The 21,128-nt window shown below is 71.5% G+C and carries 19 protein-coding genes; 13 read left to right on the forward strand and 6 right to left on the reverse strand.

Going from position 1 to position 21,128, the window contains the following annotated elements; genetic code table 11:
- The first annotated feature begins 245 nt into the window (after positions 1 to 245).
- Positions 246 to 1,178, forward strand: a complete 933-nt coding sequence (locus tag EZM51_RS14290) for a hypothetical protein (RefSeq protein WP_136708979.1) — start codon at positions 246 to 248, stop codon at positions 1,176 to 1,178.
- A 153-nt stretch (positions 1,179 to 1,331) separates the two neighbouring features.
- Positions 1,332 to 3,002, forward strand: coding sequence for an AarF/ABC1/UbiB kinase family protein (locus tag EZM51_RS14295; protein WP_136708980.1), 1,671 nt, complete (start codon positions 1,332 to 1,334; stop codon positions 3,000 to 3,002).
- Positions 3,003 to 3,091: 89 nt separating this feature from the next.
- Here EZM51_RS14295 and EZM51_RS14300 read toward each other — a convergent pair whose 3' ends face one another.
- Complete coding sequence (locus tag EZM51_RS14300) at positions 3,092 to 3,814, reverse strand: TIGR00730 family Rossman fold protein (protein WP_136708981.1); 723 nt, start codon at positions 3,812 to 3,814, stop codon at positions 3,092 to 3,094.
- The gene (locus EZM51_RS14305) at positions 3,811 to 5,619 is read right to left on the reverse strand and encodes a BTAD domain-containing putative transcriptional regulator (protein WP_136708982.1); all 1,809 of its coding nucleotides are present in this window, start codon (positions 5,617 to 5,619) and stop codon (positions 3,811 to 3,813) included. Before EZM51_RS14305 ends, EZM51_RS14300 begins: the two co-directional genes overlap by 4 nt.
- Positions 5,620 to 5,756: 137 nt before the next feature.
- On the opposite strand from EZM51_RS14305, the gene EZM51_RS14310 reads away from it, so the two are divergent.
- The 4 genes from EZM51_RS14310 to EZM51_RS14325 are packed head-to-tail and all read left to right on the forward strand — an operon-like array spanning position 5,757 to position 8,626.
- Positions 5,757 to 6,962 (forward strand): acyl-CoA dehydrogenase family protein, encoded by a 1,206-nt coding sequence (locus tag EZM51_RS14310; protein WP_136708983.1) that lies wholly within the window; start codon positions 5,757 to 5,759, stop codon positions 6,960 to 6,962.
- Between the two features lie 41 nt (positions 6,963 to 7,003).
- On the forward strand, positions 7,004 to 7,588 hold the full coding sequence (locus EZM51_RS14315; RefSeq protein ID WP_136708984.1) for a flavin reductase family protein: 585 nt from the start codon (positions 7,004 to 7,006) through the stop codon (positions 7,586 to 7,588).
- A complete protein-coding gene (locus EZM51_RS14320) occupies positions 7,576 to 8,319 on the forward strand; it encodes an AzlC family ABC transporter permease (protein WP_136708985.1) in 744 nt (247 codons plus the stop codon). Before EZM51_RS14315 ends, EZM51_RS14320 begins: the two co-directional genes overlap by 13 nt.
- The gene (locus tag EZM51_RS14325) at positions 8,312 to 8,626 is read left to right on the forward strand and encodes an AzlD domain-containing protein (RefSeq protein WP_136708986.1); all 315 of its coding nucleotides are present in this window, start codon (positions 8,312 to 8,314) and stop codon (positions 8,624 to 8,626) included. Before EZM51_RS14320 ends, EZM51_RS14325 begins: the two co-directional genes overlap by 8 nt.
- On the opposite strand, the gene EZM51_RS14330 is transcribed toward EZM51_RS14325, so the two are convergent.
- Positions 8,616 to 9,338, reverse strand: coding sequence for a hypothetical protein (locus EZM51_RS14330; RefSeq protein ID WP_136708987.1), 723 nt, complete (start codon positions 9,336 to 9,338; stop codon positions 8,616 to 8,618). The genes EZM51_RS14325 and EZM51_RS14330 overlap by 11 nt on opposite strands.
- A gap of 122 nt (positions 9,339 to 9,460) precedes the next feature.
- Positions 9,461 to 10,333, reverse strand: a complete 873-nt coding sequence (locus tag EZM51_RS14335) for an LLM class F420-dependent oxidoreductase (RefSeq protein WP_211195922.1) — start codon at positions 10,331 to 10,333, stop codon at positions 9,461 to 9,463.
- A gap of 365 nt (positions 10,334 to 10,698) precedes the next feature.
- Here EZM51_RS14335 and EZM51_RS14340 point away from each other — a divergent pair, with 365 nt between their 5' ends.
- The 5 genes from EZM51_RS14340 to EZM51_RS14360 all read left to right on the forward strand — a co-directional run bounded on the left by EZM51_RS14340 (position 10,699) and on the right by EZM51_RS14360 (position 17,313).
- Complete coding sequence (locus EZM51_RS14340) at positions 10,699 to 11,091, forward strand: group 1 truncated hemoglobin (RefSeq protein ID WP_211195923.1); 393 nt, start codon at positions 10,699 to 10,701, stop codon at positions 11,089 to 11,091.
- A 4-nt stretch (positions 11,092 to 11,095) separates the two neighbouring features.
- Positions 11,096 to 12,304 carry a globin domain-containing protein gene (locus tag EZM51_RS14345; protein ID WP_136708990.1) on the forward strand — a complete coding sequence of 403 codons (1,209 nt, stop codon included), beginning with the start codon at positions 11,096 to 11,098 and terminating at the stop codon, positions 12,302 to 12,304.
- A gap of 35 nt (positions 12,305 to 12,339) precedes the next feature.
- Positions 12,340 to 13,050: a hypothetical protein gene (locus EZM51_RS14350; protein WP_136708991.1), complete on the forward strand. Its 711-nt coding sequence runs from the start codon at positions 12,340 to 12,342 to the stop codon at positions 13,048 to 13,050.
- 160 nt (positions 13,051 to 13,210) lie between these two features.
- On the forward strand, positions 13,211 to 15,589 hold the full coding sequence (locus EZM51_RS14355; protein WP_136708992.1) for an arylsulfatase: 2,379 nt from the start codon (positions 13,211 to 13,213) through the stop codon (positions 15,587 to 15,589).
- A gap of 20 nt (positions 15,590 to 15,609) precedes the next feature.
- Positions 15,610 to 17,313, forward strand: coding sequence for a hypothetical protein (locus EZM51_RS14360; RefSeq protein WP_136708993.1), 1,704 nt, complete (start codon positions 15,610 to 15,612; stop codon positions 17,311 to 17,313).
- A gap of 44 nt (positions 17,314 to 17,357) precedes the next feature.
- Here the strand turns inward: EZM51_RS14360 and EZM51_RS14365 are convergent, their stop codons facing one another.
- Positions 17,358 to 18,179 (reverse strand): MBL fold metallo-hydrolase, encoded by an 822-nt coding sequence (locus tag EZM51_RS14365; RefSeq protein WP_136708994.1) that lies wholly within the window; start codon positions 18,177 to 18,179, stop codon positions 17,358 to 17,360.
- A gap of 181 nt (positions 18,180 to 18,360) precedes the next feature.
- Here EZM51_RS14365 and EZM51_RS14370 point away from each other — a divergent pair, with 181 nt between their 5' ends.
- A complete protein-coding gene (locus tag EZM51_RS14370) occupies positions 18,361 to 18,771 on the forward strand; it encodes a MarR family winged helix-turn-helix transcriptional regulator (RefSeq protein WP_136708995.1) in 411 nt (136 codons plus the stop codon).
- Positions 18,771 to 19,799, forward strand: coding sequence for an alpha/beta hydrolase (locus tag EZM51_RS14375; RefSeq protein WP_136708996.1), 1,029 nt, complete (start codon positions 18,771 to 18,773; stop codon positions 19,797 to 19,799). Before EZM51_RS14370 ends, EZM51_RS14375 begins: the two co-directional genes overlap by 1 nt.
- A 123-nt stretch (positions 19,800 to 19,922) precedes the next feature.
- Here the strand turns inward: EZM51_RS14375 and EZM51_RS14380 are convergent, their stop codons facing one another.
- On the reverse strand, positions 19,923 to 21,086 hold the full coding sequence (locus EZM51_RS14380) for a DUF4232 domain-containing protein (RefSeq protein ID WP_136708997.1): 1,164 nt from the start codon (positions 21,084 to 21,086) through the stop codon (positions 19,923 to 19,925).
- Between the last annotated feature and the right edge of the window lie 42 nt (positions 21,087 to 21,128).

Genomic DNA, 21,128 nt, shown 5'->3' on the forward strand with positions numbered 1-21,128 from the left:
GCCGAACGGAAATCGAGAAGTCGCGTTTGCATGGTGCGACCCTGCATTCGCGACTTCTGGATCGGGACATCGATGGGGGCGTCGCCGAACGGAAATCGAGAAGTCGCGTTTGCATGGTGCGACCCTGCATTCGCGACTTTTCGATCACAGCCGCGATGCGGTGCGCCGAGGTGACTGCGTCGGCGCGGGGTGGCGGCTGTGGAGAGCGGCAGGCGCCCCGCCGCACCGTTCGGCAGGGTGAGCGGATGACCCGACGTACCCCGCTCGCTCCGTATCTGCACGGGGCCGCCTTCCGCGTCCGCGACCACGACTTCCACGCCGCGAGCCGCGGGCGGCTGCGCGCTGCCGACGTGCAGCGACCGTACACCGGGGCTCGCTCGATCGGGCTCCACCTCGAGGAGGTCGTCGACCGCTGTCGTGCCTACGAACCGCTGCTCCGCGAAGGAGAGGCGTTCTCGCACGCGACCGCGGCGATGCTGTTGCATCTGCCGCTGCCCGAAGAGCCGGTCGAGGTGCACGTCCTCGCCCGCCCCAGTGCCACGCGGGCTCGCGGGCGCGGAGTCGTCGGCCACGTGGCATCCGTCGCCCCGCCCATCCTGCTGCACGACGGGCTCCCGGTCGTTGCGCCAGCCGTCGTCTGGTGCCAGCTCGCCAGTGGGATGTCGACGTACGACCTCGTCGCGCTCGGCGACGCGATCGTGACCGGCCGGCGTCGCGGCAGGGTGCGCGAGCCGGCGCTCGCCACGATCGACGAGCTGCGGGATGCCGCGGTGCGATGGGGTGCCCGTCGAGGCCGGGTGAACCTCGCGGCCGCGTTGCCGCGCGTCCGGGTGGGCGCCGAGTCGCCCAGGGAGAGTCACCTGCGGCTCACGATCGTCGACGCCGGACTGCCCGAGCCGGTTCCGAACCCGCCGGTCGAGCTGCCCGACGGCGCCGTCGTGCATCCCGACCTCGCGTATCCCGAGCGCCGAATCGCCATCGAGTACCTCGGCGACATCCATCGCACGGATCGGCGACGTTGGCAGGAGGACGTGCGACGTCGACGCCGGCTCACCGCCGCGGGATGGCACGTCGTGGAGGTGACCGACGACGACCTCGGGGCGCATCGGGCGACGTTCGTGGCGGGCGTGCGCGCCCTGCTGGCGGTACCCCTCCCGACGTCGAACGCGGACTCGTGAGCCGGATGTCCGATCGAGAAGGCGCGGATGCAGGGTTGCACCGTGCATCCGCGCCTTTTCGATGTCGCGAGGCGGGCGAGCGGATGTCGCGAGGCGGCCCCGGGCGGGCCCGGTGTACGTTGAAAGCGGCCTGAGACACGACGAGGGATCACCATGAGCGCCGGCCGAGCCGACACGACGCATACCGCCCGCTACCGCGAGATCGCCGCGGTCCTGCGACGGCACAGCCTCGGCTTCCTCGGCGGCCTCATCGGCCTCGACCGGCTTCCGTTCCGGCACCGCGCGGCCGGGGCATCCGGTGCCGAGACCCACGAGTCTCCCGCGCACCTGCGGCGCGCACTCGAGGAGCTCGGGCCGACGTTCATCAAGCTCGGACAGGTGTTGTCGACGCGACCCGACCTGCTTCCCCCCGGCTATGTCGACGAACTGGTCAAGCTGCAGGATGCCGCACCGCCCGTGCCTGCAGACCTGATCCGCGACGTGATCCGCCGGGAGCTCGGCGGCGAGCCCGAGGAGATCTTCGCCCGGTTCGACGACGATCCGCTCGCGTCGGCCTCGATCGGACAGGCGCACGCCGCCACCCTGAAGGACGGCACGCCGGTCGTGGTGAAGGTCCGCCGCCCGGGGGCGGTGGCCCAGGTGCAGCAGGACGTCGAGATCCTGCAGAATCTCGCGATGCGCGCCGACCGCACGTGGAACCTGGCGCGCGAGTACGACGCCGCCGGCCTCGCCGACGAGTTCGCGAAGACCATTCGCGCCGAGCTCGACTACCTGCAGGAGGGCCGCAACGCGGAGCGCTTCGCCGAGAACTTCGCCGATGAGCCCGACGTGCTCATCCCGCGCGTGTTCTGGGAGTTCACGTCCTCGCGCGTGCTGACCCTCGAGCGGATGTACGGCGCCAACGTCGGCGACGGCGAGACCCTCGACACCACGGGGGTGGACCGCAAGCACATCGCCCGGCGCGGCGCCGACATCGTGCTGAAGATGACGTTCGAGGACCGGTTCTTCCACGCCGACCTGCACCCCGGCAACCTCTTCATCCACGACGACGGCACCATCGCCCTCATCGACTTCGGCATGGTCGGCATCGTCGAGGAGGAACTGCGCGGCCACCTCAGCAACCTCTTCATCGCCCTGGTGCGCGGCAACCACGACCTGCTCGCGACGGCGCTCATCGGCATGTCGGTCGGTGGGGCGACCATCGACCGCGAGGTGCTGCGCGAGGACCTCCGGGTCTTCCTCTCGCACTACCGGCTGCGGTCGCTGCGCGAGACGCCGTTCGCCCGCATGATGGGCGACCTGTTCGGGATCCTCCGCGACAACCGGCTGCACCTGCCGCGCGAGATGGCGCTGTTGTTCAAGGCGCTGCTGCAGATCGAGGGCCTCGCGGTGAAGCTCGACCCCGACTTCCGGCTCGGCGAGTCGCTCGAACCGTATGCGCAGCGGCTCGCACGCGAGCGTACGAGCATGCTCGTGTTCGCGAGGCGCCTCGCGCGCGCCTCTGCGGACATGGGCGAGCTCGCCCTCGACCTGCCGGGCGTGCTGCGGCGCGTGGTCGACCAGGTCGACACGACGGGCGTCCAAGTGCACCTGCGGGCGGCCGAACTCGACCCGATCGTCGGCCGGGTGGAGCGCATCGGCAACCGGCTCGTGGCGGGCATGATCAGCGCGGCGTTCATCTCGGGCATCGGGAACGTGGTCTCGCGTGAGCGGAAATGGCGCTCGTGGGAGGGTGCGATGGTCGGCACGGGGCTGGGCGTGCTCAGTGCGATGGGCGCCTACCTCGCGTGGACGGCCAGGCGGCGCGGTCGCCGGCCGCGGTGACGGCGGGGCGGGCGACGGCGGGTCCGGTGACGGCGGGTTGGGTGACCGCGACCCGCGCCGGTTCCGGATGTCGCGAGCCGCCGGTCGTCTCAGACCGTGTCGGGTGATTCCTCGTGCGTGCGCTGGCGCTCCCAGCCGGCCTGCACGAGCGCGACGATCTCGTCGGCGTCGTCGGACACGGTCACGAGGTCGAGGTCGTCGGGCGCGATGTATCCGTGTTCCCGAGGCCGGTCCCTGATCCACTCGACGAGGCCGCGCCAGTAGTCGGATCCGGCGAGGATGACCGGGAAGTCGTGGATCTTCCCGGTCTGCACGAGCGTGAGCGCCTCGAACAGCTCGTCGAGCGTGCCGAACCCGCCGGGCAGCACCACGAACGCCGACGCGTATCGCACGAACATCAGCTTGCGGGCGAAGAAGTACCGGAAGTCGAGGGCGAGATCGACGTACTCGTTGAGCCCCTGCTCGTGCGGCAGCTCGATGCCGAGCCCGACCGAGGTTCCGCCGACCTCGACGGCGCCGCGGTTCGCGGCCTCCATGACCCCCGGACCCCCGCCCGTGATCACGGTGAACCCGGCCTCGGCCAGCCCGGATCCGATGCGCCGGGCGAGGCGGTAGTGCGGATGGTCGGGGCGGGCTCGTGCCGAACCGAAGACCGACACCGCCTTCTCGGTGCCGCGGAGCAGGTCGAACCCCTCCTCGATCTCGTTCCGCATGCGCTCGACGCGCGCCGCGTCGGCGGCCAGGTCGGCCGCCGTCTCGGCGATGACCCGCAGGAGTTCCTCGTCGGGGCCGTGGTGCCCTGCGACGCTCATGCCGACGGAACGCCGGCGGCGTCGGCGATGCGGTCGAGCGCGGGGTTGTCGATGGTCGTCAGGGCGAGGGCGGCTGCTTCCACGGCTCCAGTCTGGCCCAGGCGCACTCGATGCAACGCCGCCCGCGCGACCAGCTCGCGCATTCCGCGCCGCGAGGCGAACGCCTCGAGCTCGTCGACCCAGTCGGATGCCGCGGGCAGGCCACGTGCGACGGCGAAGTCGCAGAGGGCGTCGAGGCAGAACGCATCGACCCACGCATGCGTGTCGGGGATCCGCCGCGAGGCACGCGGGGCCTCGGCCAGGAGGTCGAGGGCCGAGGCGTCGTCGCCGCGGGCCGCCGCGACCAGCCCTCGGCCGCGCAGGGCGTAGCTCTCCCAGCAGGGGTCGCCGACCTGGCAGGCGAGCGCGTAGGAGTGATCGAACCCGGCTTCCGCCGCCTCGACGTCGCCCTCGAGCACGTCGACCTCGGCGAGCAGCGCCTGCGGGAACGGCACGAAGGCGGTCCAGCCGATCTCCCGGGCCGTCGAGCACGCCAGCACCAGCGCATCGCGTGCCTCGACCAGTTCGCCGCGCAGGAGGTGGAGCCGGCCCGTGCCCGTGGCGGCGTAGGCCAGCACGCGCAGCTCGCCCGCCCGGCGAGCGTGCTCCTGGGCGCGATCGAGGGTCTCGGCCGCCGATGCGTAGTCGCCCTGGTCGGTGCGACCCAGGCCGGCGTAGAGGTCGATCCAGGCGAGGATGCGATCGTCGCCGTCGGCCAGCGCGGTCGCCTCGGCCAGCCACGACTCCATCCGCGGATAGTGCGCGCGCAGGGTCTCGACGACGCCGAGTTCGAGCGCCGCCCGTGCCGCCACCGGCCGCGCACCGCAGTCGGTCGCCATCGCGAACGCGCGGTGGAGCATCCCGATCGCCTCCTCGTCGCTGCCGCGCACGCCGTGCACGAGCACCGAGCCGAGCGAGGCCAGCGCCGTGGCCTGCACCTCGCCCGTGGTGTCGGCGTCGGCCGCTGCGGCCTGCCGCAACGCCTCGATGGCGCGGTCGTACGCGCCGCCGTGCGCCGCACCGACTCCGACGTCGATCGCGGCGAGGACCGCCGATCGGCCCTGGGGTGCCGAGGCGGCGACCCGCGGCCGCAGGGCCGCCTGCACGGCAGGCGACGGCACCGAGCCGAGTTCGCGCGCGAAGATGTCGCGGCACTGGCGGGCGCGTTCCGCCGCCGCGGCGGGGTCTCCCGCCGCCATCAGGGCGCGTACGAGCAGCTCGTGGCCGGCTTCCTCGAGCGGTTCGGCGGCGACGAGCCGCTCGGCCAATGCCACGGCGGAGCCGACGTCGCCGCGGGCCAGCCGCGCATGCGCGCCCTCGTGCAGCATGGTCGCGGTGGCGGATGCCAGGCGCCGGCGTTCGCCCGAGAGCCACAGGTCGAACGCGGGACCGGTCCGCAGCGAGACGCCCTCGAGGAGCGCGCCGCCGAAGTTCGGCAGCTCGAGCGCCTGCGACCAGAGCCCGTCGAGCACGACGTCGACGTCGACGACGGTGTCGGGGCCCCGCTCGAATCGAACGGGATCGCCCGTGAGATCGGCGCTGTCACCCAGTGCGCGCCGCAGCTGGGAGAGGCTCCATCGCAGGGCCGCGCCGGGGTCCTCGGCCTCGTCGAACAGCAGGTCGAGGAGGCGCGCCCGTGGCACCGGCCGGTCGGCCAGGGCGAGGTAGGCGAGGATCGCCCAGGCCTTGCTGCCCCGGGGACCGGGCACGGCCGCGCCGTCGACCTCGATGCCCGGCGCTCCGAGCAGGCTGATCCGGGTTCCCAACGTTCACCGCCTCGCAGCCGTCCGACGGCTTCAGTATGAGCAATCCTCTCACTTCGAGCGTCACACGCGGCATCACACGGCTGGGCGCGACAGTGATGCACGGGTCGCAACCGGCCCGCGAACAGACAGGGATCACCATGACCACGACCACGGAAACGCCGACCACGGAGGCGCCGCCCGCTGCGGTGCTCACCGAGGCGATGCTGCGACGCTTCGACGAGCGCGCACCCCAGTACGACCGCGAGAACCGATTCTTCTTCGAGGACCTGGAGGAGCTGAAGGCATCCGGATACCTCGACCTCGCGCTGCCCGCCGAGTACGGCGGGCCCGGTCTCTCGCTCGCGGAGATCGGCCGGCACCAGCAGCGACTGGCGTATCACGCGCCGGCGACCGCGATCGCCGTGAACATGCACTTCTACTGGACCGGCGTCGCGGCGGACCTGTTCCGAGCGGGTGATCGCAGCATGGCCTGGGTGCTCGAGCGCGCGGCGGCCGGCGACGTCTTCGCGGCCGGGCACGGGGAGTCCGGCAACGACGTGCCGCTCTTCCTCTCGACGACGAGCGCCGAGCGCGTCGACGGCGGGTGGGCCTTCACGGGCCGGAAGGTGTTCGGGAGCCTGTCTCCCGTCTGGGACTGGCTCGGCGTGCACGCGATGGACACGAGCGACCCGGCCGATCCGCGCATCGTGCACGGCTTCCTCCGCCGCGATGCCGACGGGTACCGCATCGAACCCACCTGGGACGTGATGGGGATGCGCGCGACGGCGAGCGACGACATCGTGCTGGACCACGCCTTCATCGCCGACTCCGACGTCGTGCTGGTCTGTCCGGCCGGCTTCGCCGGCGCGGGCGGGTTCCAGGTCTCGGTCTTCGCGTGGGCCATGCTCGGCTTCGCCGCCGTGTACGCCGGCATCGCCCACCGGGCCTTCGACCTGACCGTCGAGCGCGTGCACCAGCGGAACTCGATCGCACTGACGCGGTCGATGGCGCACCACCCCGAGGTGCAGCACGGGATCGCCGAGATGCGCCTGGCCCTCGAGACCGTCGACGCCCACCTGCAGCGCGCCGGCGACGACTGGTCGCAGGGCGTGGACCACGGCGGCCTGTGGCCGCTGAAGATCCTCACCGCCAAGCACGTCGTCGTGTCGGAGGCGTGGAAGGTCGTCGACACCGCGATGGACCTGTCGGGCGGGGCCGGCATCTTCCGCCGCAACCGCATGGAGCAGCTCTTCCGCGACGCCAGGCTCGGGCGCATCCACCCCGGAAACTCCGCGCTGACCCACGAGCTCGTGGCCAAGTTCAGCCTCGGGATCGACCCCGACGCGCAGCCCCGCTGGGGCTGAGCTTCGCCTGCGACCAGTCGAAACCACCGAGAGGAACCGCCATGACCGAGCTCGACCTGACCCTGTCGCCGGAGCATCCGACCCCGGCCGACGTCACGGCGTCCGGAGATCGGCGGCACGGGGCATCCGTCGCCGACGTCGACCTGCGCCGTCTCATGCGCGCGATCGCCCAGCCGGTCGCCGTGCTCACCGGGCGGGACGTGCACGGCGCGCCGTGGGGCATGACCGTGAGTTCCTTCACGTGCGTGTCGCTGGACCCGCCGCTGGTGGCGGTCAGCGTCGCGCGGCGCTCACGCGCCTGGTCGAGCATCGCGCCGACGGGGCGGTTCGTGCTCAGCGCGCTCGCCGTCGGCCAGGAGACGGTCGCCGAGCGGTTCGCCGCACCGTCGACCGCCTTCCCGTCGGCCCACGCCTCGCGCTTCACCGTCGACGGGATGCCCGTCGTCGACGGTGGGGTCGGGGCGGCCCGATGCTCGATCCGCGACGTGCACCCGGGCGGCGATCACGACGTGGTCATCGCCCGGGTGGAGCGGGTGCGCCTGGGAGGCGACGGCCGCTCGCTCGCGTACACGCGGGGCGGGTACGCGTCGGTCGACAACCTGGAGGAGGAGCCATGTCCGCGCTGAGCCGAGGCGCCGCCCGAGGCGCCGCACCCGACACCGAGGGCACGCGGGCTCGTCCGGCGCGCGACGGGATCCGCGACGCACTCGCGGTCATCGCCGCGTACGTCCCGTTCGGGCTCGCCCTCGGGGCCACCCTCGCGGCGACCAGCGTGGATCCGGTCGTCGCGTGGTCGTCGTCGTTCCTGGTGTTCGCCGGCGCCGCCCAGCTCGTGGCCGTCCAACTCCTCGACGACGGCGCCCTCCCCGTCATCGTGGTGCTCACCGCCCTCGTCGTGAACTCCCGGCACCTGCTCTACAGCGCCTCGCTGGCCGTGCACACCCGGGACTGGTCGCGCGGGTGGCGGGCCGGCGGCGCCTACTTCCTGGCCGACCCCGTCTACGCCCTCGCGATCGCGAGGTTCGAGGGGCGCGAGCGGGAGGACGGCGCCGCCCGCCTTCGGTACTACGTCGCCATGGCCCTCACGTGCTGGGGCGGCTGGCTGCTGCTGACCGCGGCGGGCATCCTCCTCGGCGGACTCCTGCCCGCCACGCTGCCCCTGGAGCTGGCCGCGCCGCTCACCTTCCTCCTGCTCCTCATCCCGACCCTGAAGAGCCGCGCCACCTGGGCGGCCGCGGTCGCCGCGGGCGGCACCGCCACCCTCGCCGCACCGCTGCCGCTCGGCCTGGGTCTCCTGCTCGCCGCGGCCGTCGGCATGGCCGCCGGCGCCATCACCGAACGGATGTCCCATGCGTGACCTCATCGTGCTCGCCGTCGTCGGGGCGGGGACCTACGCCCTGCGGGCGGCGTTCCTGCTCACGGCCGACGCCCGGCCGCCGGCCCTGCTCGAGCGGTTCCTCCCCTACGTGGCGCCGGCCGTCCTTGCCGCGATCGCGGTGCCCGGCCTCCTCGCGCCGCGCGGGATCGTCTCGGTCGGCGAGACCCTCCCCGCCGTCGTCGCGGCCGCCGTCACCTGGCTGCTCTGGGCGCGCTTCAAGCAGCTTCCCGTCGCGCTCATCGGCGGGCTCGCGCTGTGGTGGCTGCTCGAGGCGGTCACGCCCTGACGTCCGGCGGCCGACCCGCCCGGAGGCCCGGCTCCTCGCCTCGCCGGTGCCGCCCCGTCGGACTGAGTGCGAGGATCGCCGCCCGCATCACGAAGGCCGACCACGCCACGACGCCCAAGAGCTTCGCGCCGTCCTCGACGAACACCGACCACTGCGTCGGCGGCTCGGCCACGAGGTCGACGAGCACGGATGCCGCGAGCGCCGCCGCGGCGATCGCGAGCAGTCCGACGTCGAGGTCCCGACGGATCTCGGTGCGGAACCGCACGAGGTAGGTCACGAGCGCGAGGCCGTACGCTACGGCGAAGACCGCGCTCGCCCACGGTCGGAAGGTCGCCGTCTCATGCAGGAGGAGCAGGTCGTCGAGGGCGAGCGTCAGGCTCAGCGCCGCACTCCAGGCCAGCAGCGGGCGCAGTCGATCGCCCGTGCCCCGGAGCGCGAGCCGGCCGCCGAGGGCGGCGCCCGCCGCGACGGCCAGCACCACGATGCCGAGGTTCGAGAGGAGTCCGTAGACGCTGCGGGCGTTTCCGTGATCCCCGGCGACGACCTGGCTGTCGCGCAGCAGGTCGGTCGGCGGCAGCCACGGCTGGACGGCCACCGCGCCGAGCGCGACCACGACCGGCAGCACGACGCCGAGGTAGACGCTCGCCGGGGTGCGCCGCGTGGCGCGCACGCGCCCGCCGTCGGGCCGGGCATGGGCGGTTCCTGGAATCACCCCATCACGCTAGGCGCGCGCCTCGGTGGTCGAGAAGGCCTTGACATCCTCCCCGCGCCGGGAGCGGGCTGGGCGCGCGCCGGAGCGGGGGCGGGGGCGGGGTGCGTCGGTGCCCGGGCGCGTCAGGGGCGGGCCGCGAGCGCCGCGGCGATGGCGGCCAGGGTCGGCAGCGGGTCGTCGCGCCCGGGCAGCACCTGGATCGCCACGTGGTCGGCGCCCGCCTCGAGGTGCGCGTCGAGGCGCGCGACGAGGGCCGCGGCGTCGCCGTGGGCGACCAGGGCGTCGATGAGGTCGTCGGTGCCGCCGTCGGCCAGCGACGCCTCGGCGAACCCCATCCGCAGGAGGTTGGCCCGGTAGTTCGTGAGCTCGAGGTAGGGGCCGACGACCCGGTGGCCGACGTGACGTGCGGCCGCGGCATCCGTCGACCGCATCACCTTCTGCTCGGGCGCGAGCAGTGCGCTCGGGCCCATCGTCTCGCGAGCCGAGCGGGTGTGGTCGGGCGTCGTCAGGTAGGGGTGCGCGCCCGCGGTGCGCTCGGCGGCGAGACGCAGCACGCGCGGGCCGAGGGCGGCGAGCACGACGCGCTGCAGCGGGACCCCGAGCGACTCGAGGGCGTCGAGGGTCTCGACGAGCGCCGTGTACGGAGAGCGGTACCGGGCGGCGGACTCCGGATGCCCCGCGCCGATGCCGAGCAGGAGCCGCCCTGGATGCCGGCGGTCGATGCGGTGGAAGGATGCCGCGAGCTCGTCGGGGGTCGAACTCCAGATGTTCACGATGCCGGTCGCGACCGTCAGCCGGTCGGTCGCGTCGAGGAGCTGCTCGGGGAGCTCGAGGTCGGCGGTCGCGCCGCCGAGCCACAGGGCGCCGAAGCCGAGCCGCTCCACCCCTGCGGCGATCTCGGGGGTCGTGGTGCGGCCGGGCCGCCACACTCCGTGGCGCCCGAGGGGCGGGCGCGTCGTGGTGGTCGAGTGCGTCGTCGCTGCTGAGGCCGTCACGCTCTGGTGCAACCTCGCGGCGACGTGGCGCATTCCGACGGGATGCTCCCGACTGTGAGCTGCATCACCGTCGGTGCCGGCGCGCGATGCCTACCGTGAGGTCGGCAACTCCATCGACCCGGGAGGCGACGTGTCCGATCTCCTGCACTGGTACGCGCGAATCCACGGCGCGCGCGGTCTGCGGATCGTGCAGGCCGCACGCGCCGGCGACCTCGATCGGGAACGGTCGGATGCCGCATCCGACCCGCGTGCGCCCGCGGCACCGCCGGGGCACCACATCCGGCCTGTGGAAATCGGAACAGCTCGGACGCCCGATTCTGCTATGAAAGGTAGGCCCCTGCCCCGCCAGTGATTGGATGCGTGAGATGACCCAAGCCGACCTCGAAACCCCCAGTGACTACGCGGCGGTCGGCGGCGGCCCCGCCATCGCCGCCGTGGTCGACCGCTTCTACCAGTTGGTGCTCGGTGACGACCGGCTCAAGGGATTCTTCGAGGGGACCGAGATGGTCCGGCTGAAGCGCCACCAGGTGGCGCTGGTGTCGCAGGTCATGGGCGGCCCCGTCGGGTACGAAGGGCGAGACCTGCGCGCCGCCCACGCGGGAATGAACATCTCGTCCGAGGACTTCGGCTCGGTGGCCGGGCACCTGGTGACCGCACTGACGGAGGCGGGCGTCGAGCGCGACATCATCGACCGGGTCGTGACCACCATCGCCGGCACCGAGGCTGACATCGTCGAGAGCCGTCCGGCGGCCGGGTGAGGCGGTGGACACCGCCGCACTGAAGAAGACCTGGGCGCTGGCCGAAGGCCTCGGCGACGAGGTTCCGCTGTTCTTCTACTCGCACCTCTTCCTGTCCCACCCCGAACTGCGGGACATGTTCCCGGTCTCGATGGCCACCCAGCGGGATCGGCTCGTCGGTGCGCTCGGCCGAATCGTGTCGAACGTGGACCAGCTCGACGAGGTGGTCGCGTTCATCCAGCAACTGGGACGCGACCACCGTCGCTTCGAGGTCATCGCCGACCACTACGGCGCGGTCGGCGCGTCGCTGCTCGCCACGCTGAAGCACTTCCTGGGCGAGCTGTGGACCGATGACGTCGCCGCGGACTGGACCGAGGCCTACGGGGTGATCGCCTCGGTCATGGTCGAGGCGGCCGAAGCGTCGGCACAGACCAGTCCGGCGTGGTGGGCGGGCAGGGTGACCGCGGTCGAGCACCGGGGCCTCGACCTCGCGATCATCCAGGTGCGCCCCGAGCCCGAGCTGTCGTTCGTGCCGGGCCAGTCGATCGCGGTGGAGGTGCCGGCCCGTCCACGGCTCTGGCGCTACCTCAGCCCGGCGAACGCGCCTCGCGCCGACGGCAGCATCGAGTTCCACGTCCAGATGGTTCCCGGCGGCCAGGTCAGCAGCACCATCGTCCGCTCCCTGGCCGTCGGCGAGACGATCCGCCTCGGCGCCCCAGTGGGACAGGAACTGACCCTCGACGACGGCGAGCGCGAGCGCGACCTGATCATGGTCGCCGGCGGCACCGGCCTGGCTCCGCTGCGAGCGCACCTGGAGCGGATCGACCAGGACTGGCAGTCGACCGGCAGGGCGCCGCGCGTGCATCTGCTCCACGGTGCGCGGCTTCCGGCGAACCTCTACGAGAACCGGCTGTTCCAGAACCTGGCCGGCCGACCGTGGTTCACCTACACGCCGGTCGTCTCCGACGACCCCAGCTACCCCGGCCGGAAGGGCCTCGTCGGCGACGTCGCCGCAGAGACCGGCGAGCTGCACGGGCGTCTCGCGCTGGTCTGCGGGTCGCCCGAGATGGTGCAGCACACGGTCGCCCGGCTCCGTGCCGGGGGGATCGAGAAGACGGACGTTCGCTTCGAGCTGTTCACGACCGTCGACGACGACAGTCATGCCATGCATCACCACACCCATGAACTGCAGCCGACTGGGCTGCCGCAGAGCGGAGAGGGGGACCGAGCATGACGCAGAACGGGACCGACCCCGATAGCCTTGCTGCCATGTCCGGCACCGAGCTCGAGCAAGCCCTGGCCGCCGCGGTGAGCCACCTGCCCGACGCCCACCCCGTGTCGTTCACCATGAAGATGCGGGGCGGGGCGTACGACCGGCTCGAGGTCGACACGTTCATGGCCCACCTCGCGCAGGCGACCGCCGAGGCCCGGGCCGCCATGACCGGCGCCCAGCGAGAGCTCGCCGCACTGCGGGCCGAGAACGCCGAGCTTCGGGCGTCCGGCGGGTCCGGGGCATCCGGCTCATCGTCGTCCGGCTCGACCGCGACATCCGGTTCGGACCTCGAAGACGAGATCACGGCCGGAGCGGTCGGGTTGCTCGCCCAGGCGCAGCTGATCGCCGACAAGGCGGTCGCCGATGCCGAGCAGTACGCGCGCGACCTGGTGATCACCGCCCGCAACCAGTACCGGGAGATCCTGGAACGCGCCGAGAGCAGCGCCAGTCATGCCAGCGCGACGCTCGCCACCCAGCAGGGTGGTCCGGCCGTCCCCGAGATCGAGTACGTGCGCACCTACGCCCAGGTCGCGCAGATCCAGTTGCGGTCGGTCCTCGAGGCACTCACCGAGCAGGTCGACCGACTCGGCAGCCTGCCCCAGCCGGCGCCCGAGACCGTCGCGCCGCCGGCCCCCGACGACGGCCCCGTGGGCGAACCCGAGTGGGAGCCGGCGCCCTCGGTGGAGTCCGCCGGCCAGCCCGGCTGACAGCCGTCGCATCCGCGGCTCGGGTCCGCGGGCATTCGTCGCGCGTCCGGTCGTTCGATTGACAGCCCCGGCGCCTGGCCGCAGAATGGGCGTGACGCGAAGCCCCCGGAGTCGTTCGCATCCTGCGTAGCGGTTCTCGCAGCACTCGAGGGGGCACCGCATGGCGAACGACCGCAGGCGTGACGACGTTCGACGCGAAGTACTGCCGATCCCCGACCGACCGCCGGTGGGACTGACGACGTACGACGCGAAGGACCCCGAGACCGAGTACCCACCGATCGAGCCGCTGCGGCCGCCGGATGGTGCGCCCAACGTGCTGATCGTCCTGATCGACGATGTCGGGTTCGGTGCCTCGTCCGCCTTCGGTGGCCCGGTGAATATGCCCACCGCCGAGCGGCTCGCGGCGAACGGACTGAAGTACAACCGGTTCCACACCACCGCATTGTGCTCGCCCACTCGCGCCGCGCTCCTGACCGGACGCAACCACCACACGGTCGGCATGGGCGGCGTCACCGAGATGGCCACGTCGGCACCGGGAAACACGTCCATCCGCCCCAACACCTGCGCTCCATTACCCGAGACGCTCAAGTTGAACGGGTACTCCACGGCGCACTTCGGCAAGTGCCACGAGGTGCCGACCTGGGAGAACGGTCCCATGGGTCCGTTCGACCGCTGGCCGACCGGCGGCGGGTTCGAGCACTTCTACGGGTTCATCGGCGGGGAGACCAACCAGTACTACCCGGCACTGATCGACGGCACCCGGCCGACCGAGCCCGCCCGGACTCCGGATGAGGGCTACCACCTCACCGAGGACCTGGCCGACCAGGCCATCGCGTGGGTGCGGCAGCAGAAGACGTTGATGCCGGACAAGCCGTTCTTCATGTACTTCGCACCGGGGGCGACGCATGCACCGCACCACGTGCCGGCGGAGTGGTCGGCGAAGTATCGCGGCAGGTTCGACCACGGCTGGGACCGATTGCGAGAAGAGACGTTCGCGCGTCAGAGGGACCTCGGCGTGATCCCGCCCGACGCCGAACTGACCCAGCGCCATGCGGAGATCCCGGCGTGGGACGAGATGTCCGACGAGCTGAAGCCCGTACTGGCGCGTGAGATGGAGGTCTACGCCGGCTTCCTGGAGCACACCGACTTCCAAGCCGGCCGCCTCGTCGACGCCCTCGCGGACTTGGAGGTCCTCGACGACACCCTCGTCTACTACATCATCGGCGACAACGGCGCCTCGGCCGAGGGGACGCTCCACGGTTCCGTGAACGAGATGATCTCCTTGAACGGGTTCGGTGCCCTCGAGACCACGGAGTACCTGCGCGACAACATGGACAAGCTGGGCACGCCCGCCGCGTACAACCATTACGCGGTCGGTTGGGCGCATGCCATGTGCACCCCGTACCAGTGGACCAAGCAGGTCGCCTCGCACTGGGGAGGCACCCGCAACGGCACGATCGTGCATTGGCCGAAGGGTATTCGAGGCAGGGGAGAGAACCGCTCCCAGTTCTGCCACGTCATCGACATCGCGCCGACCGTCCTCGAGGTCGCGGATCTGCCGGAGCCGACGTTCGTCAACGGGGTCCAGCAGAAGCCGTACGAGGGGGTCAGCATGCGCTACTCCTTCGACGACGAGGACGCAGTCGAGCAGCACCAGACGCAGTACTTCGAGATCATCGGCAATCGAGGCGTCTACCACCGAGGGTGGACGGCGGTCACCAAGCACCGCACCCCGTGGGAGACCGGGGCGATCGAGACGGTCCCCTTCGACGACGACGTCTGGGAGCTCTACGCCGCGGAGGACTGGACCCAGGCGCACGACCTCAGCGCCCAGATGCCGGACAAGCTGCACGCCCTGCAGCGGCTGTGGCTGATCGAGGCGGTGAAGCACAACGTCGTACCGCTCGACGACCGTCTCGCCGAGCGCTTCAACGCCGACATCGCCGGACGGCCGCAGCTCATACACGGGAATCGCCAACTGTTCTTCGGCGGCATGCAGGGCCTGAACTTCGGCGTGGTCCTGCCGGTCTACAACAAGTCGCACGCCATCACCGCCGAGGTGATCGTGCCGGAGTCCGGGGCGAAAGGCGTGATCTTCGCGCAGGGCGGCATCCCAGGCGGGTTCAGCCTCTACGCGAAGGACGGCAGGCTCACGTACTGCTACAACTTCTGCGGGATCGAGCACCACTTCGTCCAGGGCGTCCAGGCCCTCCCCGCAGGCAAGCACCAGGTGCGCATGGAGTTCACGTACGACGGTGGCGGCATCGCCAAGGGCGGCAACGTGTCGCTCTTCGTCGACGGAGACCGGGTCGGCGAGGGCCGTCTGGAGCGGACCGAGCCCTTCGCGTTCTCCGCCGACGAGACGGTCGACGTCGGGATGGAGCGGGGCTCGCCGGTCTCGCCGCACTACGGACCGAAGGACAACGCGTTCAACGGGACGATCAACTGGGTCGAGCTCGACGTCGACGAGGCGGCCCTGGCGCAAGATCACCTCCTCACCGGGGCAGAGCGCTTCCACGTGGCGCTGGCCCTGCAATAGACGCACGAGGGAGACTCGTCATGCGAACGTCACGATTGAAGCTGGTGTACCCGTTGCTCGCGCTGATCCTGCTGGGCGGGGTCGGCGCGGCGGCCCCTGCGCACAGCCAGGCCGCCAAACCTGGTGGCAACCAGTTCACCAAGACACTGGTGAGCGACCTCACCGCCAGTGGCCTGGAGGTGACCCAGGGCTACCCCCGGCTGTGGACGATGGACGACTGCAAGGACGGCTACCCCGTCACGTTCAACTGCTACGGGAACAACCCGGCGTCGCCGTACGTCGTGTCGGCGGTGAAGCCCTGGCCCGACGAGTTCGTCGACCCGGCGACGGCCGACGCCTACGGCCGGGTCCGCCCCGGGTACAGCACGACCTACCGGTTGGACCCGCGTGAGGCGATCGTGCTCTTCGGCACCATGCCGCCCCCCGGGAAGTACATGAGCCTGCAGTCCTACGTGTTCACGCACGAATGGGTCGTCGAAGAAGGCGACCCCGACCATCACTTCGGCTACCCCTGGATCACGGATGCCGAGCAGGGCGGACGAGACAAGTTCTCGCGCTCGCCGATGGTGGGGTACCTGTTCTCCACGCTTCCTCGTAACCCCGAACGGGTGCAGAGCTTCTCCAGCGTCGGCAACAGCATCAACAACGTGGTCATGGACGGCGACCAGTCGGGTGCGTCGTTCGGTGAGTTGCGCTACTTCGTGATGACCCCGGACCAGGCGATGGAGGAGAAGGTCCGCGCGGCGCTCGGGAGCCTCGGCGTCCCACAGGACGCCGTGTTCACCGAACGGATCCCCTCGAGCTTCGACGGAACGCCGCTCGGCCCGCTCGGCCTCGACGAGGAAGCCCTCGACTTCATGCACGGCTTCCGGTACGCGATGCCCGAGGATGAGCACGCCGCCCAAGCGTGGCGGGCGAAACTGCCGCTGACGGTGCTGCGCGTCAGGGAGGCCCCGTCCTCGAACCGGCCGGCCGAGCCGTACGACGACATCCCGCGCGACGAGCGCACGGCGGAGAACGAGGCCGACCTCCGTGAGGATCTCCAAGACCTCGCGACGGCGGTCACGACGCGCGCCACGCAGGGACCGTGGAACCTCGTCCCGCTGCCGGCTCCCTCGATGGGCGAGCCGCCGGAGATGGCCAACGTGGAGACCTGGCTCGGGCACTTCGGTCCGCACTGCCGCACGATCGGCGAGAACTGCCTGGGCGACGGGCAGGACGCGAGCTACTTCTTCATGCCGCCGCAGCCGATCGACTCCGGTCAGGTCTATGCCGTCGTCGGCACCCTCGGCACGCAGACCGGCAACGCGACGTACAACGGCCTGTCGATCAACGACGCCTCGCTGCTCAAGGGCGTGGCGAACGTGCCCGACCACGATGAGGACTCGCCGGCGAGCGACCTGGAGGGGTCTGCCGACGGCTACGCGGGCACGGTGGCGAACACCGACAAGTTCTTCGTGCACTACTTCACCAGGGACTGCGACGCCATCGACGGCCTGGCCGACGGCGCCTGCACCACGATCACCGAGAAGATGGTGCCGCTGATGACCGACGTGTCCGCTCCGGGCGACCCGCACCTGCACGGCTTCTTCACCGCGGGCCTTCGGTCCTACGTCAAGCCCGGCACGGAACGCGGACCGACCACCGACTACGATGCGGAGGGAAAATACGAGAGCGGCCAGCTCCCGCCGACGGTCCTGGCGTTCACGATCGCGCCGCAGTGAGCCGGGGTCATCGCGGGATCACCGATGCACCATCATGAGACGCGCTAGCCGGCCGTCGCGCCCTGCTCCCTCTGGGCGAGCCGCTGGAGTTGCCATTCATGCACGTCGGCCAGCCACTCCAACGGGGCGGATGGACCCACTCGGGGGTCGTCGGGAGCGCGGCCGTCGCGCAGGGCCTCGACGTACGCGCGGTCGAGCTCGATCCGCGCTCGGAACTGGTCGGCTCCGCCGACCGAGCCGTGGCCGGGGATGACGGCGACGACGTCGTCGGCCACGCGCTCGAACAGCTCGAGCGCGGCGAGGTAGTCCTCGATCGGGTCCGCCGCGTCGTGGTCGAGGAACGGCATCAGGATGTCGGAGAGCATGTCGCCGGCGACGAGGACGCCGGCCTCGTCGATCAGCAGGGCCGCGTGGCCGGGGGCATGGGCCCGATGCTCGATGATGCGGACGTCGGGGCCGTCCCAGGGAATCCGCGCGGCGTCGGCGGGCAGCCCGGTGATGAGGCCCAGCAGCTCCATGGGGATCTCGTCGGCGTACTCCGGCGGGAGTCCCGGGGCGATGCGGGCTCGCCAGTCGGCGTGTGACAGCAGATCCTGCATGGATGCCGCGCAGCGGGCGGTGCCATAGCGGGGCGCGTCGCCGAAGTCCGCGTGCCACAGCACGTGGTCCCAATCGGGATGCGTCGAGAAGCCCGCCACGACGGGCCGGCCCGTCTCGCGAAGGTCGTTCGCGAGGGCGGCCATCTCGCCGCTCGTGATGCCGGGGTCGATGAGCAGCACACCGTCGCGGCCCTGCACGACGACGGCATGGCTCTGGATGAACTCGCTCTCGTGAACGAGAACGCCCTCGGCGACCTGCTTCAGCATGAGATGCCTTCCGATTGTGGTTTGCAACTGCTTCTCGAGACGCTAGTACGAAGTGGTAGTGGATTGCAAGCACTATGTCGACCATGCGTGATACGGTCGTGGCCGGTCCTCAGGCGACGGCCGTGTCCGGCCCCCTCGGGCGGCTTGACAACCGGCCGTGGAAACACTTAATGTCCTAAGTGTGTACGACGTTCCACTCCTCCTCCACCGCGTGGTCCACGAGATGGACCGCACCGCCGACCGTGTGCTCCGCCGCGAGCTCGACCTCTCGTACCGCCGGGCCATCGTGCTCCTGGTCGCCGACCGTGAGGGGCCGATGAACCAGCGCATGCTGGCGGCGCTCCTCGGCCACACCGAGCCTGCGATCAGCACAATGCTGCGCGAGCTCAGCGCGCGCGGCCTGGTCGCTCTCGAGGCGGTCGATGGCCGTGAGCGACGCGTCTCGATCACCGAGGAGGGGCGGAGGGTCGTCACGGCGTCGCGCGGCCTCATGACGCCGATGTTCGAACAGGTCGTCGATCGCGCCGGCGTCGACGCCGATGCGCTCGGCGAGCAGTTGCAGAAGCTCGCGACGGGAATGGGGGTGGCCTGATGGCCACGAAGCTGCGGCATCTCGCCGCGCCGTTCGTCTCGATGTTCCGACGGCCCGCCGAGCGCCGCCGCAACGCTCGGCTGCTCGCCGAGACGCCCCCCGGCGGCGTCAACCGGCAGGAATGGGTGCGGCTCGGCGGCATCGAGCAGTGGGTCACGATCCGCGGCGCCGACCGTGCGAACCCCGTGCTCCTCGTCGTGCATGGCGGGCCGGCTTCGCCGTACATCCCCTTCAACCCGCGGCTGTCGGCGTGGGAACGCGTCGTCACCGTCGTGCAGTGGGACCAGCGCGGCGCAGGCAAGACCTTCGTGCGCAACGGCCGGGACGACACGCTCACGGTCGACCGGGTCGTGGCCGACGGCCTCGAGCTGGCCGACTGGATCGCTCGGGAGCTCGGCCAGGACCGGGTCATCCTCATGGGCAGCTCCGTCGGAACCGTCATCGCGACGCGCATGCTCCGTGCCGCCCCCGAGCGCTTCGACCACTACATCGGCGCGAACCAGGTCGGGCTCGCAAGCCGCGCCGCCTCGTGGCGCGAGACCCGAGCCGCCCTCGCTCGGCGCGGTGATCGTCGAGGCATCGCCGCCCTCGACGCGCTCGGCCCCGATCCGCAGGCCTGGACGCCGGAACAGGCCGAGGCCGTGAGCAAACTCGCGATCTCGGCCAGCCCGGACGCACCCGACATGGTCTACGACCTGATGCTCCCGGCGCTCATGTACACGCCGGACTACTCGATGGCCGACATCCGCGCGATCGGCGACAGCATGGCGATCGCACGCGACGCGCTCTACGACGAGCTCCGCGATCCGGATGTCTCGGGCCGCTACGAGGTGCCGTTCCTCCTCGTGCACGGCAGCGACGACCTCGTGAACCCGGTGAGCGCGGTCGAGGCGCTGCTACCCCGTATCGCATCGCCGCGCACCGAACTCGTGACGGTCGCATCGGCCGGTCACCTCGTCGAGTTCGCCGATCCGGAGCGGTTCGCCGACCTCCTCCGCGAGCACGTGCTGGTCGGCCGGCCCGGATAGCGCCCCACATGAGTGCGCGGTCAGCGGCAGGCGCCGGCCGAGCCCGGGGCATCCGTACCCGACACGTGGAACGGCGCCGCGAGCGAACTCGACGGCGCCGTCCTCACATCGGCTGTATCGACCTCAGGCCGCGGTGAACGGCCCGATCTCGAGCACCGTCGACCCGTCGGCGCAGACCGGGATCTGCGCGATGCCGACGACGCCGGGGCCTGCGCCGTCCGACGTGACGTAGGCCCGCAGGTGATCGGCCAAGATCGCCTCGCAGCCCCATGCCGCGGGGTCGGGCGCCGAGCCGAGCACGATCGCGGTGTCGCCGTTCTCGAGCACGAACGGCTCGCCCATGTCGTCGCCGACGGTCCACGATGAGCCGATGCGGCTTCCGTCGGCCGACTCCACGATGAGGCCGGGCCATCCCCACAGCGAGCACGCGACATCCGACGCATTCGTGAACACCAGCTCGAATCCGGAGGCCCCGTCGACCGAGAGATCCGGTCGGGAGACGAACTCGAGGGTCAGCTGCTCGTCCTGGCACTTGGCGGGGAGGGGGTCCGGGTCCTCAGGAGGGGTGACCTCGCCCGGCGCGCCGTGGAGGGGCATCACGGGTCCGAGCCAGAGCGACCACGTCCCGTCCGCGCAGACGGGGATCCGCGCGTCGTCGACGATTCCGCCGCCGGCTCCGTCCGAGGAGATGTAGGCACGCAGGCGGTCGGATGTCGCTTCGACACAACCCGACACGGACGGGAACTCCGCCGTGCCCTCTGCGACCGCCCGGCCGCCGTTCGGGGGCAGGACCGTCAGGGTGCTCGTCCATCCGGACGCGAGCGCCCAGGTGAGGGTTCCGCCATCGGCGTCCTCCGCGACCAGGCCGGGCCATCCGTCGAACGAGCACGGCTCCGATCCGGCATTCGTGAAGACCAGGTCGAACGCGAGTGCCTCAGCTGTCGACCGGTCTGGTCGTTCGACGTAGTCCATGACGAGCTGCGAGTCCTCGCAGTGCGCTGGGCCCGCCACCGCGGCGGGATCGCCCGCGTCGGCCGCCGTCGCTCCCGTCTCCGTCGCCGGCGTGACCACGACCTCCGCCGCCAGCCCTCCCACGCCGGCCACCGTGGCGGCGGACGTCGTGCTCGCGTCGGCAGCCGCGACCTCGCCGGTCGCCGCGGATGCGGTCGGCACGGCGCCCTGCCCGCCCGCGCCGGCCGCGCCGGCCACCATCGCCGGTCCCCCCGTGAACGCCGCCGTCAACGCCACCCCGGCGAGCGCTCGAAACACCATCCTCTTGGTGTGCATGTCGTTTCCTTCCACGCCACCCGATCGGGCGACTTTGGAGGG

Origin of the sequence: Agromyces sp. H66, from assembly GCF_004959775.1 — a bacterium.
GTDB lineage: Bacteria > Actinomycetota > Actinomycetes > Actinomycetales > Microbacteriaceae > Agromyces.